The following is a 12,516-nucleotide window of genomic DNA, read 5'->3' as shown; positions in this document are numbered from 1 at the left end:
TCGATGACGGCAACCAAGGGCCTTGCGTCACCGGAAAGTACGGGGAAGGCCCGGGCCGGGGAAGGGAAGACCGCGTTTCGGCCTGAGATCCAAGGCCTGCGTTCCTTGGCCGTACTCATGGTTGTCTCGTACCACATTTGGTTCGGCCGCGTTTCCGGTGGAGTGGACGTCTTCCTGCTGATTTCGGCGTTCCTGATGACGTTGCAATTCGTCAACCGCTATGAGGATGCCCGCCCAGTGTCATTGGTGCGTCATTGGTTGCACCTTTTCTGGCGGCTCTTGCCTGCCGTCGTCGTAGTAATCCTTGGCACTCTGGCGGCCACGTACGTGATCATTCCCCGCACGCGCTGGATCGAAATAGTCAGCCAAGGGTGGGCTTCGCTGTTCTATGTGCAAAATTGGCTGCTCCAACGGCAGGTGGTCAACTACTACGCGGCAGACCACAGCTTGGCAAGCCCTTTTCAACATTTCTGGTCGCTATCCATTCAAGGGCAGGTATTCATCCTCTGGCCCGCCATCTTTGTTGCAGCGGCCTTGGTCTGCCGCCGCTTGGGTCTGGGCTATAGGGCCGTGTTGCTTGGAGTCTTCGGGCTGATCTTCGCAGTTTCGCTGACTTATTCGGTCTCCTTCACGGCGACCAACCAGGAGTTGGCCTACTTCGATACCTTTGCCCGGCTGTGGGAGTTTGCCCTGGGCACGCTGGTGGCGCTGTTGCTTCCGTATCTTCATCCCGGGCGGGGAGTGCGAAGCGTGCTTGGCTGGGTGGGGGTGGCCGCCATGCTGAGCTGTGGCGCCCTTCTCCAGGTGCAGACCGCGTTTCCTGGCTTCGTGGCCTTGTGGCCAACCCTCGCGGCGGTGGCCGTGATCATCGCAGGGCAGTCGGGAAGCCGCTTCGGTGTGGACCGCATTCTTTCGTCCAAGGTGTTGGTGGGTCTGGGATCAACGTCGTATGCCCTCTACTTGTGGCATTGGCCTCTGCTGGTAATTACTCTGGTGTGGATTGGCCAAGACCATGCTGATGCGCTGACCGGTACCCTGATCGTGGGTGCATCCCTCCTCCTGGCGTTCCTTACCACCCGGTTCGTGGAGCAGCCCCTGCGTGCATGGCGATGGCCGGAGGCCAAGCGCCGGCGTCTGGCCTTGGCTGTACTTGTTTGCCTTGCGGTCGCTGCCGCTCCGATGCTGCAGTTCGGATACCAGCAGCAAATGGAGAAGAACATTATCGGTTCTCAGAATGCTGACGATAACCCGGGGGCGCGGGCGTTGTTACCCGGCTACGTCGACCTTGTCAGGGAGGGTGCGCGGACGCTGCCCACCCCTGAGCAGCTGCCGGAAGATTGGGGAAGGCTCGACGGCGCATGTACCGGAGACCTTCGCCCAACGGATCCGCTGCTGTTTGCAGAGTGCCAGCAGAACGACGTCGGTGCTGACGCCGACTGGACCGTATTTGTGGTGGGTCAGTCCCATTCGCTGCAGTGGCTTGGAGCCATCGGCCCCCTGGCCAAGGAGCACCAGTGGCGTGTCCAAGCCATCACGTTCGGAGCCTGCCCGTTCATGACCGAAACGGACGAGGTGGGGGACGAATGCAACGCCTTCAACCGAAACGTCCGGGAGCACATCCGTATTCATCAGCCCGATGCTGTCTTCCTTGTGGGGACGGCAGCAGTTCCGGACTCGCCCGATGAGGAACTCACGTGGGGTCTTGACGAACTGGTTGGCGAGATCACTGACCAGGGTATTGAGGTCATCGCCATGAGGGACAACCCACGCTTCTCATTCAGCCCCAGCGAGTGCGCGATGGCGTCCGGCGTGGAGGACCCGCGCTGCCGTCCGGCCCAGTCATCCGTGCTTGCCGAAAGCAATCCCTTGGATCAGTTGGAGGGTACTTTCACCGGGCTGTCCATCCTGGACATGACGGACCTGGTCTGCGACGGCACGTCTTGCCCCGGCATTGTGGGCAACGTATATGTCTACCTTGACGACAACCACCTCTCGAGCACTTACGTCAGGACCATGACCGAGACGCTGTCCGAGAGGTGGTTTGACGCCACGGGATGGTAGTTCGCGGCCTAATAGAAGTGGACCGGATCAACCAGGTGGGGGAGTTCACCGCCGTCGAGGAATGTGCGCAGGTTGCTGCAGAAACGTTCCGTGATGAGCCGGTTTTCGGCCGCGCTTAATGCCGAGGTATGCGGTGAAACCAGGACCTTGGGATGATTCCACAAAGGACTGTCCTGCGGAAGCGGCTCCACCGCGAATACGTCGAGGCAGGCGTATGAGACCTGACCGTTGTTCAGGGCTTCCAGCAAAGCGACCTCATCCACTACGGTGCCACGGCCGACGTTGACGAATACGGTTCCCTGCTTCATGGCGGAGAAAATGTCCCTGTTGAACAGCTTCTCCGTATACGGGGTGCCGGGCAGTGTGTTCACCACTGCGTCGGCGTCCACCAGCAGGCTGGAGAGGCCCGCATTGGTGGTGACCTGGTCGATCCCCTCCATGGGTTCCACAGTGCGCTTGGTTCCGCTGACTTTCATCCCCATGGCCCGGGCGATTCGAGCCGTCTCCATGCCAATCTCGCCGAGGCCTGCAATGACCACTTTGGAGCCGTTGACCAGCTTGGTAGGCGTCCTCAGCTCGGGCCAGATTCTGGCGGCCTGGTCCTGTGCCATCTCAGCGCTGCGCTTGAAGCCGCTGAGGATGCCGAAGGCTGAGAACTCTGCCAAGGGCAGCGCGTGGACACCTGCGGATGTCGTCACGTGGAATTTTCGGAGGGTTTCCGTGTCCAGTCCGGAAGCCTTGACGGCGCCACCGGCTCCGGCCGCCATGGCATGGATCCATTGCAAGTGGGGGTTGCTGCCGGCAACGCGCGCTAGTCCGGCCGGACTCTCGTTGGGGAAACCGTAAATGACCTGGGCCCTGTTCAGCATGGCCCAATAGCGTTCCTCCTGCTCCGGCGTGCGCTTGAACGCGGGATCGCCGGCGTGATCGGCTGGAAACCGTTCCGGCGGAAGAAGTTCGGGGTCGTAAAGAACTGTTACGGAGGGATCTACAGCGCGGATCAGCTCTACATGCTCTGCATCGAGCGGCACAGCGATGGCGATGGTGAGTTCGTCAGTCGTCATGGTGTTCATCATACTGAATGGAGGCTAGGATATTGAACAGAAATCTCCTGGATGACCACAAAGAAGTGAGGTGTTACCTACCATGACCAGTCAGCGCGTGGGCTTTGTCGGCTTAGGACTCATGGGAGCGCCCATGGCCTCCAACATTGCCGGTGCCGGATGGAATGTCACCGCCTGGAATCGCTCAGACACCGTTTTCGAGCGCCTCTCCGGCGTCCGCCGCGCAGCCGACGTCGCGGAGCTGCGCAATGAAGACGCCATCATTTTCATGCTCCCTGATCTACCCTTCATTGAGGAAGCGGCCGCGGACTTGCTCCAGTCATGGCGGAACGAGCCACCCGAGCCGGGCACCGCCGTCGTCATTATGAGCAGCGTCTCGCCAACCGCAGTCCAGCTGTTTGGCGAGGCTGTTCACCAGGCGTCCAGTGGTAACGCGGCCGTGGTCGATGCCCCGGTCAGCGGTGGCACCTCCGGGGCCCAAAGCGGAAGCCTGGCCATCATGGTGGGAGCGACCGAAGGCCAGTTCGAAACGCTCGAGCCGCTCCTGAAAACCATGGGGACCACCGTGAAGCGCATGGGGCCTCTTGGATCGGGGTCGCTCGCCAAAGCCTGCAATCAACTCATCGTCGGAACAACGACGGCGGCGCTGGCCGAAGCGGCCGAACTCGCGGAACGCTCCGGCATGGATGTGCGGGCACTTTACGAGGTCCTCTCGGGAGGGCTGGCCGGAAGCCGGGTGCTGGACAACGTTGGCCCCCGGCTGGCCGCCAAGGAATACGCCCCAACCGGGCCGGCCAAGTTCATGCACAAGGACCTGGGCTTCGTGGTCGCCAGCGCTGAAGCCGTTGGCTCTGCCGTACCCATGGCAGCGGCGGCAATCGATCTGTACGCCGAAATCAAGCGCCAGGGACTCGGAGACAAAGACCTCGCTGTGGTCCGCCAGGCCATCGCAAACCTGAGCTCGGCAGCAGCCTCCACATCGAACAGCAACTGACCGGCGCAACTGAAGAAGAAATGACGTGCAAACCATGAGTGGACTTTTTGATCTGACCGGGCGGGTTGCGTTGGTCACTGGCTCAAGCCGGGGGATCGGTAACGCCCTGGCCAGGGGGCTGGCGGATGCCGGAGCAACCGTGGTGCTTAACGGCATCAATGCCGAACGGCTGGAAGCAGCCCGGCAGGCCGCTGCTGCTGACTACACGGAGGGAAAGGTCCACAGCCTGGCCTTCGACGTCACCGACGCCACGGCCGCCGCTGAAGGAATAGCCTGGGTAGAGAAGAACGTGGGCCCACTTGACGTCCTGGTGAACAATGCCGGAATCCAGCACCGTGTTCCCATGCTGGACCTTGATGTGGAGGACTGGGACCGCGTAATCACCACGAATCTCACCAGCGCCTTCCTTGTGGGCCGGGAAGCGGCCCGGCACATGATCCCCCGGGGACAGGGGAAGATCATCAATATCTGCTCTGTCCAAACGGACCTTGCCCGTCCCACCATTGCACCGTACGTGGCGGCCAAGGGTGGACTTCGCAACCTGACCCGCGCCATGACGGCAGAATGGGCTTCCTCCGGATTGCAGATCAATGGCATCGCGCCGGGGTACATCCACACGGAAATGACTCAAAAGCTGGTGGATGATGCTGATTTCAACTCTTGGATCCTCGGGCGGACCCCGGCCAACCGGTGGGGGACGGTAGCCGATCTTGCCGGTCCCACTGTCTGGCTGGCCTCACAGGCATCCAATTTCGTGAACGGCCAGACAATCTTCGTCGACGGTGGAATGACGGTGGTGGTCTAATGAGCATTCATCTTCCGGCTTCCGGCCCCGCCGTAGTCGCCCACGGCAGGGGCGATCTCAGGATCGAAGACGTCCCGCTGACGGCACCGGCGACCCATGAAGCCGTGGTGGAGATCGCCTTCGGCGGGATCTGCGGGTCGGACCTGCATTACTGGCTGCATGGTGCGGCGGGGGAGTCCATCCTTAAGGAGCCCCTGGTCCTTGGACACGAAATCGTTGGCGTGGTGGTCCAGCAAGCTGTTGATGGTTCCGGCCCCGGAGTGGGAACGCCTGTGGCTGTCCATCCAGCCAGCCCTGCACCTGGCGACGTCAAATACCCCGAAGACCGCCCGAACCTCTCCCCGGGATGCACCTATTTGGGCAGCGCCGCACGGTACCCCCACACGAACGGCGCATTCAGCCGCTACGCCAACCTGCCCACAAGGATGCTGCGTCGGCTGCCGGAGACCCTGGACCTCCGCACCGCCGCCCTGGTGGAACCAGCCAGTGTTGCCTGGCATGCGGCAGGGCGCGCAGGAGACGTCAAGGGTAAGAGCACGCTCGTGATCGGTAGCGGCCCCATTGGTGCGCTTGTGATCGCCGTTCTCAAGCGTGCCGGCGCGGCCAGGATCGTCGCCGTCGACATGCACGACAAGCCCTTGGAAATCGCCCGGGCCGTGGGCGCCGACGAGGTCCTCAAAGGTGATGATGCGGAAGCCATCGCGGCGGTGGATGCGGACGTGGTTATTGAATCCTCGGGAAGCCATTTCGGACTGGCCTCGGCCATCAAGGGTGCAACCCGGGGCGGCAAAGTGGTGATGGTGGGCCTCCTGCCGTCCGGACCCCAGCCGGTGTTCATCTCACTGGCCATCACCCGCGAATTGGAACTGATTGGCTCGTTCCGCTTCAATGACGAAATCGACCTGGTCATTGATGCCCTGGCTGATGGCTCGCTGTTTGTCGATCCGGTGGTGACACACGAGTTTGGCCTGACCCAAGGCCTGGAGGCCTTTGAAGTGGCGAAGAACTCCGCCGAATCCGGAAAGGTCCTGCTGAACTTTCAGCAGTAGCTGGTTTGTGGCGACTAGTTCTTTGCGACAGGGACGAAGACGCGGGGCTGGTCATTCCAGCTGGGTGCCAGCTCCGCGATGGTCTGCCGCATGATCTTGGCGGCGGCGTCTCGCGCGACGGAACCGTCGCCGGCGTCGATCGCGTGGGCAACGTCCATGTGCCACTGAAGCGCCTGCTTCTGGGGGTGTTCCGGCATGAGCCCATGGACGGTGCGGCCGGTGAGGGTTTCAGTGACCTGGCCAATAAGGTTGGCAAACATCTCGTTCCCGGAGCCGGAGAGGACCAGCGCATGGAACCGGATATCGAGGTCAAGGAAGCGCGCCATATCGCCGGCATCACCGGCTTCCTTCATGGCCAGTGAGATGCCCACCAGCTCCTGCCGAAGACTCTCGGGTGCGTTCCCTGCAGCCAGCTCTGCTGCAACAGGCTCGACGGCGGATCGGAGTTCGGCCAGCGACCGCAACTGGGCGCCACGCCCGTCGCCGGCAAGCCGCCAACGGATCACCAGCGGATCGAATGGATTCCAGCGGTGGGCCGGGAGGACCCGGATACCCACGCGCTTTATGGTCTCCACCAGCCCCAGCGACTGCAGTACACGGACAGCTTCACGGACAACGGAGCGCGACACTTTGAGTTCGTCCTCCAGATGCTCGGCCAGCATGACGTGGCCTGTAGGAAGGGCGCCACCGACGATCCTGGTGCCCAAATGCTCTACGGCGCGGTGGTGGAGGCTGGTTGACATAGAGGTAAGCATAGTGGCGCGGGGACGTCCCGTGCGCAGCCGGATCCGGGCCGGCATCATAGACTGTTTATGACGCGGCACCGTTCCAAAACGTGGGCGCCGCTTTCCCGCCCAAGGCTTAAATACGTATGGTTTATTACAGCCCCTGGTTTTGAAATCGCTTCCTGCGTGTCCGCAGGACTGTTTGTACACGAACGAATTGGAGTTTTGATGTCAGCACACATCGGTGTCACCGGCCTTGCGGTGATGGGCGCCAACCTGGCCCGCAACCTCGCCCGCAACGGCTTCACCGTGGCTCTCCACAACCGCTCCGTGGAAAAGACTGACGCCCTGCTCGAAAAGCACGGCACGGACGGCGACTTCATCCGTACGGAAACCCTGCAGGAACTCGTCGACTCCCTCGAAAAGCCCCGTCGCGTCCTCATCATGGTCAAGGCAGGCGCTCCTGTTGACAACGTGATCGAGCAGCTCGAACCGCTGCTCGAAGCCGGTGACATCATCATCGACGCCGGTAACTCGCACTACGAGGACACCCGCCGCCGCGAAGCCGCGCTGGCCAAGAAGGACCTCCACTTCGTCGGCGTCGGTGTATCCGGCGGCGAGGAAGGTGCACTGAACGGCCCGTCCATCATGCCCGGCGGCTCGCGTGAGTCCTACGACGCCCTCGGCCCGCTCCTGGAGAAAATCTCCGCGAAGGTCGACGGCGAACCGTGCTGTGCTTGGATCGGCACCGATGGCGCCGGCCACTTCGTCAAGATGGTCCACAACGGCATCGAATACGCCGACATGCAGGTCATCGGCGAAGCATTCGACCTCCTCCGCTCCGGCGCCGGCATCGAGCCCGCCGAGCAGTCCAAGATCTTCGCTGAATGGAACAAGGGCGATCTGTCCTCCTTCCTGATCGAAATTTCCGCCGAGGTCCTGGGACACGTTGACGCCAAGACGGGCAAGCCGTTCGTGGACGTCGTCGTGGACGCTGCAGGCCAGAAGGGCACGGGCCGCTGGACGGTCATCTCCGCCCTGGAACTCGGCTCCCCGGTCTCCGGCATCGCCGAGTCCGTCTTTGCCCGCGCACTGTCCTCGCAGACCGAGCAGCGCAAGCTTGGCCAGGAACTGCTGGCCGGCGAAGAAGCCTCCGTGGAAATTCCCGAGACCTTTGTCGAGGATGTCCGCCAGGCACTGTATGCCTCCAAGCTGGTCTCCTACGCCCAGGGACTGGACATGCTCACTTCCGCTGCCAAGGAATACGGCTGGGACCTCAAGCTGGACGAGATCGCTTCGCTCTGGCGCGCAGGCTGCATCATCCGGGCAGAACTGCTCAAGGACATCACCAAGGCCTACGCCGCCGAAGAGAAGCCCGCCAACCTGCTGTTCGCGCCGGCCTTCACCAAGGCCATCGCGGAGGCACTCCCGGCATGGCGCCGCGTGGTAGCCACCGCCGTCCAGTTGGGCATCCCGGTACCGGTGTTCTCCTCCTCGCTGGCCTACTATGACGGCCTGCGCCGCAAGCGCGTTGCCGCTGCCCTGATCCAGGGCCAGCGCGACCTCTTCGGTGCCCACACCTACGGTCGCGTGGACACCGAGGGTACATTCCACACCCTGTGGGGCGAAGACAAGTCCGAGATCTCGGCCGTCGACACCCACTAGCAGCAGCTTCCCGTCAGAGGCCGGTTCCTCCCAGTTACGCTGTGGGGACCGGCCTTTGCCGTACCCAACTGAAGGAGACCAGCCATGGCATCCCGTATCGCGTTTGTCACCGGTGCTTCCACCGGAATCGGCTTCGATACCGCCATTGCCCTCCGGGCAGCCGGCTTCACTGTCTACGCAGGGGCACGCCGTGTGGACAAGATGGAGCCGTTGAAGCAGCACGGCATCACCGTTCTGTCCTTGGACGTCACTTCGGAGGAATCGATGGAGTCCGCGGTGAGGTTGGTTGAAGCGGCCCATGGGCGGATCGACCTGCTGGTCAACAATGCCGGCTACGGTTCCTATGGCTCACTCGAGGAAGTGCCGCTGGCTGAAGGCAGGCGCCAGTTCGAAGTCAACGTCATGGGCCTGGCGAGGATGACCCAACTCGTCATTCCCGGCATGCGCCGTTCGCGGTCAGGCCGGATCATCAATGTGGCGTCCATTGGCGGCAAGATCCATGAGCCCTTGGGCGCTTGGTACCACGGCACTAAATTTGCGGTTGAGGGAATGAGTGATTGCCTGCGCCTGGAGCTGGGGCCGCACGGCATCGACGTCGTCATTATTGAGCCGTCGGGAACGGACAGTGAATGGGGCACCATCGCGGGCGAGGGCCTGTTGGCTGCCTCCGGCGGAGGGCCCTACAGCGGGCAAGCGCACATTGTCGCTGCCGCACTGGCATCAACATCCGGAACCGGTCACGTGGTGTCGACGCCGGCGCGGGTTGTGGCAAAAACCATAGTCCGGGCCGCAACGGCAAAACGCCCCAGGACCCGCTACCCGGTGGGTAGGGGAGCCTGGAGCGTTCTGGCACTGCGAAGGGTTCTTCCGGACCGCGCCTTCGACGCTGTCTTCTGGAATTTCTACAGAAGGCTCGCCGGCTAGATCCGGTACTCGATGTAGTACTCAGCAGGGTCCACCGCGGGCTTCGTTTCGGACCTGGCGTCGCGGTGTCGCCACGTGGCCGGAATGCCGGTGATGATGGATTCCGGGGGCGCGTCCTTTACTACCACGGCATTGGCACCGATGGCGCTGCCGGCGCCGATGGTGATGGGCCCTAGGACCTTTGCACCTGCGCCGATGGTCACGCCGTCGCCGATAGTGGGGTGCCGCTTGACCTTGGCCAGCGAACGTCCGCCGAGCGTCACTCCGTGATAAATCATCACGTCCTCGCCGATTTCCGCGGTCTCACCGATCACCACCCCCATGCCGTGGTCGATGAAGAAGCGGCGGCCTATGGTGGCACCGGGATGGATTTCGATTCCGGTAAGGAACCTGGCCAGCTGGGAGATCAGGCGCGCAGGAAAACGGAGCGCCGGATTCTGCCACAGCCGGTGCGTCACGCGGTGTGCCCAGATGGCGTGCAGGCCGGAGTATGCGAAAAAGTTCTCAAAAGAGCCTCGAGCCGCCGGGTCATGGGACCGGGCGGCATCGAGGTCTTCCTTAAGCCTTGCGAAGAAGCTCACAAAGACCTTTCTACAGGAAATGAAGGCGTGCGGGCGAAGTCTTAGCCGCGGATGTCGTCGAACAGCACCGTGGAGATGTAACGCTCTCCAAAGTCACAGACGACGGCGACGATCAGTTTGCCTGCGTTCTCGGGACGCTTGGCCAGTTCCAGTGCACCCCACACGATGGCGCCGGAGGAGATGCCGCCGAGGATGCCTTCACGCGCGCCGAGTTCACGGGCTACGCGGACTGAATCTTCCAGCGTGGCGTCCAGGACTTCGTCGTAAACGTTGGTGTCCAGGATTTCCGGAACAAAGTTGGCACCGATTCCCTGGATCTTGTGCGGACCGGGCGCTCCACCGTTGAGGATCGCGGAGTCCTTGGGTTCGATGGCGACAATCTGCACGCCGGGCTTGCGTTCCTTGAGGACCTGGCCAACACCTGTGATGGTGCCGCCGGTACCTACGCCAGCAACAAAAATGTCCACTTCGCCATCGGTGTCTTCCCAGACTTCCTCGGCGGTAGTGGTGCGGTGGATCGCCGGGTTGGCCTCGTTGGCGAACTGCTGGGCCCAGATGGAGTTCTCCGTGTTGGCGACGATTTCCTGTGCCTTCTCGACGGCACCACGCATGCCCTCGGAACCGGGGGTCAGGACAATTTCCGCACCATACGCACGCAGCATGACCCGGCGCTCAGTGGACATGGTCTCAGGCATGGTCAGGATGACCTTGTAACCGCGGGCTGCACCCACCAGAGCCAGTGCGATGCCGGTGTTGCCCGAGGTACCTTCGACGATGGTGCCACCGGGCTTCAGGGCACCGGACTTCTCGGCAGCATCAATGATGGCCACGCCGATGCGGTCCTTGACGCTGTTGGCCGGGTTGTAGAACTCAAGCTTGACTGCCACGGTGGCGTCGAGGCCTTCGGTCAGCCGGTTCAGACGGACCAGCGGGGTGCGGCCGACAAGCTGCGTGACGTCGTCGTAGATCCTTGCCATGAAAATTACGCCTATCTCTGAAGAGGGAATGCTGAGGTCAGCCTAACCAGCGGGATCGAAACCCTGCTAAGCAGTAAGCCACGCAGAGTAATATTTCCGGGCCTTGGCCAATTTCGGGTTAATAATCACCTGGCAGTACCCCTGGTACGGGAACTTCGCATAGTAATTCTGGTGGACTTCCTCGGCCTCATGGAACTCTGGAAGGCGGCTGACCTCAGTCACAATCGGATCGGACCAGAGGGCTTGGGCTCGTTCAATGGCTTCCTCGAACAGCACCTTCTCTTCCGTCGTTGTGTAGAACATCGATGATCGGTACTGGGTTCCTACGTCATAGCCCTGACGGTTCAGCGTTGTGGGGTCGTGCAGGGCGAAGAACATGTCCAGGATGACTTCCTCCGGAACCACGGTTTCATCGAATGTCACCGCGACAACTTCTGCGTGGCCCGTAGTTCCGGAGCACACCTCGTAGTAATCGGGATTGCGGACGTGACCGCCGGTGTAGCCGGATACAACCGAGCTGACGCCGCGGGTCTTCTGGTATACGGCATCAAGGCACCAGAAGCAGCCACCGCCAAGTACGAAAGTTTTCATGTTCTCTTCAATGGATCGGAGGGCCTGATGATTCCCGCTTCACCTTACGGGAGAATTACGGCACCAGGGAGGTCTTGCCGGTGCGGCAACCGCCCGATCGGGCCCGGTAAGAAAGAAATCGGGCCCAGTAGGGAAGAATAAGAGCATGGAAGCAGTAAACACCGACATTTCTGATGCGGATTCCGTCGAAGAAGACGAAACAGTTGACGCCAGCGGTGATCCTACGCTCGGTCAGGTGTTGCTGGCTGTCGAGGAACTCTGGCCGGAGTCCCTGGCTGAAGACTGGGATGAGGTGGGCCTTGTTGTCGGCCGGCCCAACGCCCCCGTCACCAAAATCCTCTTTGCTGTTGATCCCACGCTGGCCGTGATCGATGAAGCCGTGGAGTGGGGGGCCGAACTGCTCATCACCCACCACCCCTTGCTTCTCAAAGGGGTGAACTCTGTGGCAGCCACGTCCGCAAAGGGCCTGGCTGTCCACCGGTTGATAGAGGCCGGTACGGGCCTTTTGACCGTGCACACCAATGGTGATTCAGCAGTGGGCGGGGTTTCCGATGTCCTTGCCGACGCTTTCGGACTGGAGAACGTCACACCGCTGACGGCTGCAAGCAACGGCCTGCCGGAGGAGGGCATCGGCAGGGTAGGGGACCTCCCTGAACTTGAGACGCTTGGTGATTTCGCAGCGCGCGTGTTTGAGATGTTGCCCGCTGTTGCCGGGGGAGTCCGGGTGGCTGGAGACAAAGACGGCCTGGTCCGGCGCGTCGCAGTCTGCGGTGGTGCGGGCGACAGCTTGTTCGACGCCGTTCGCGCCAGCCATGCGGATGTGTACGTCACGGCTGATATGCGTCATCACCCAGCATCGGAGGCCCGCGAAGGTGCCACTAACGGCCGGCCCTACCTGATTGATGTTTCGCACTTTGCCAGTGAATGGCTGTGGCTGCCTGCAGCGGCTGAAGCGCTGGGCAACGTGCTCGCAGACCAGGGCTACGACGTCGGGATCCGCGTCAGCGGCACCAACAGCGACCCCTGGGACTTCATACTCACTCCCGGCGGGGACTAGAGTCTAGAAAGATACGGGCAGCC

General features: G+C 62.0%; 12 protein-coding genes. 7 read left to right on the top strand and 5 right to left on the bottom strand.

What is annotated here, in order from left to right; all coding sequences use genetic code 11:
- Positions 1-3 precede the first annotated feature (3 nt).
- Positions 4-2,061, top strand: a complete 2,058-nt coding sequence (locus A477_RS0119960; RefSeq protein WP_017200625.1) for an acyltransferase family protein — start codon at positions 4-6, stop codon at positions 2,059-2,061.
- A gap of 8 nt (positions 2,062-2,069) precedes the next feature.
- On the opposite strand, the gene A477_RS0119955 is transcribed toward A477_RS0119960, so the two are convergent.
- Positions 2,070-3,137, bottom strand: coding sequence for a D-2-hydroxyacid dehydrogenase (locus A477_RS0119955; protein ID WP_017200624.1), 1,068 nt, complete (start codon positions 3,135-3,137; stop codon positions 2,070-2,072).
- 70 nt (positions 3,138-3,207) lie between these two features.
- Between A477_RS0119955 and A477_RS0119950 the strand changes: the two genes are divergently transcribed.
- The 3 genes from A477_RS0119950 to A477_RS0119940 are packed head-to-tail and all read left to right on the top strand — an operon-like array spanning position 3,208 to position 5,973.
- Positions 3,208-4,119, top strand: a complete 912-nt coding sequence (locus tag A477_RS0119950) for an NAD(P)-dependent oxidoreductase (protein WP_017200623.1) — start codon at positions 3,208-3,210, stop codon at positions 4,117-4,119.
- Between the two features lie 34 nt (positions 4,120-4,153).
- Entirely contained in the window at positions 4,154-4,924 is a 771-nt protein-coding gene (locus tag A477_RS0119945) for an SDR family oxidoreductase (RefSeq protein WP_026005793.1), read from the top strand.
- Positions 4,924-5,973 carry an L-idonate 5-dehydrogenase gene (locus A477_RS0119940; protein WP_017200621.1) on the top strand — a complete coding sequence of 350 codons (1,050 nt, stop codon included), beginning with the start codon at positions 4,924-4,926 and terminating at the stop codon, positions 5,971-5,973. The genes A477_RS0119945 and A477_RS0119940 overlap by 1 nt, the downstream gene beginning before the upstream one ends.
- Before the next feature lie 14 nt (positions 5,974-5,987).
- Here A477_RS0119940 and A477_RS0119935 read toward each other — a convergent pair whose 3' ends face one another.
- Positions 5,988-6,716: a FadR/GntR family transcriptional regulator gene (locus A477_RS0119935; RefSeq protein WP_026005792.1), complete on the bottom strand. Its 729-nt coding sequence runs from the start codon at positions 6,714-6,716 to the stop codon at positions 5,988-5,990.
- Between the two features lie 210 nt (positions 6,717-6,926).
- Between A477_RS0119935 and gnd the strand changes: the two genes are divergently transcribed.
- A complete protein-coding gene (gnd, locus tag A477_RS0119930) occupies positions 6,927-8,363 on the top strand; it encodes an NADP-dependent phosphogluconate dehydrogenase (protein WP_014922062.1) in 1,437 nt (478 codons plus the stop codon).
- Between the two features lie 84 nt (positions 8,364-8,447).
- Entirely contained in the window at positions 8,448-9,287 is an 840-nt protein-coding gene (locus tag A477_RS0119925) for an oxidoreductase (protein WP_017200620.1), read from the top strand.
- Here A477_RS0119925 and epsC read toward each other — a convergent pair.
- From epsC to msrA, 3 genes are all read right to left on the bottom strand, one after another.
- Positions 9,284-9,868, bottom strand: a complete 585-nt coding sequence (epsC, locus tag A477_RS0119920) for a serine O-acetyltransferase EpsC (RefSeq protein WP_017200619.1) — start codon at positions 9,866-9,868, stop codon at positions 9,284-9,286. The genes A477_RS0119925 and epsC overlap by 4 nt on opposite strands.
- 41 nt (positions 9,869-9,909) lie before the next feature.
- Complete coding sequence (gene cysK, locus A477_RS0119915; RefSeq protein ID WP_017200618.1) at positions 9,910-10,845, bottom strand: cysteine synthase A; 936 nt, start codon at positions 10,843-10,845, stop codon at positions 9,910-9,912.
- Between the two features lie 66 nt (positions 10,846-10,911).
- Positions 10,912-11,436, bottom strand: coding sequence for a peptide-methionine (S)-S-oxide reductase MsrA (gene msrA, locus A477_RS0119910; protein ID WP_011775087.1), 525 nt, complete (start codon positions 11,434-11,436; stop codon positions 10,912-10,914).
- A 145-nt stretch (positions 11,437-11,581) separates the two neighbouring features.
- On the opposite strand from msrA, the gene A477_RS0119905 reads away from it, so the two are divergent.
- Positions 11,582-12,493, top strand: a complete 912-nt coding sequence (locus A477_RS0119905) for a Nif3-like dinuclear metal center hexameric protein (RefSeq protein WP_017200617.1) — start codon at positions 11,582-11,584, stop codon at positions 12,491-12,493.
- Positions 12,494-12,516 lie beyond the last annotated feature (23 nt).

It is taken from the genome of Arthrobacter sp. M2012083, assembly GCF_000281065.1.
GTDB lineage: Bacteria > Actinomycetota > Actinomycetes > Actinomycetales > Micrococcaceae > Arthrobacter.
The sequence above is the reverse complement of the archived record's forward strand: the minus strand, read 5'-3'. Positions and strand labels throughout refer to the sequence as shown.

Bases quoted from the DNA above. Each gene is read 5' to 3' on its own strand.
- A477_RS0119960 (WP_017200625.1), top strand. From the start codon at position 4: ATGACGGCAACCAAGGGCCTTGCGTCACCGGAAAGTACGGGGAAGGCC.
- A477_RS0119955 (WP_017200624.1), bottom strand. From the start codon at position 3,137: ATGATGAACACCATGACGACTGACGAACTCACCATCGCCATCGCTGTG.
- A477_RS0119950 (WP_017200623.1), top strand. From the start codon at position 3,208: ATGACCAGTCAGCGCGTGGGCTTTGTCGGCTTAGGACTCATGGGAGCG.
- A477_RS0119945 (WP_026005793.1), top strand. From the start codon at position 4,154: ATGAGTGGACTTTTTGATCTGACCGGGCGGGTTGCGTTGGTCACTGGC.
- A477_RS0119940 (WP_017200621.1), top strand. From the start codon at position 4,924: ATGAGCATTCATCTTCCGGCTTCCGGCCCCGCCGTAGTCGCCCACGGC.
- A477_RS0119935 (WP_026005792.1), bottom strand. From the start codon at position 6,716: ATGTCAACCAGCCTCCACCACCGCGCCGTAGAGCATTTGGGCACCAGG.
- gnd (WP_014922062.1), top strand. From the start codon at position 6,927: ATGTCAGCACACATCGGTGTCACCGGCCTTGCGGTGATGGGCGCCAAC.
- A477_RS0119925 (WP_017200620.1), top strand. From the start codon at position 8,448: ATGGCATCCCGTATCGCGTTTGTCACCGGTGCTTCCACCGGAATCGGC.
- cysK (WP_017200618.1), bottom strand. From the start codon at position 10,845: ATGGCAAGGATCTACGACGACGTCACGCAGCTTGTCGGCCGCACCCCG.
- msrA (WP_011775087.1), bottom strand. From the start codon at position 11,436: ATGAAAACTTTCGTACTTGGCGGTGGCTGCTTCTGGTGCCTTGATGCC.
- A477_RS0119905 (WP_017200617.1), top strand. From the start codon at position 11,582: ATGGAAGCAGTAAACACCGACATTTCTGATGCGGATTCCGTCGAAGAA.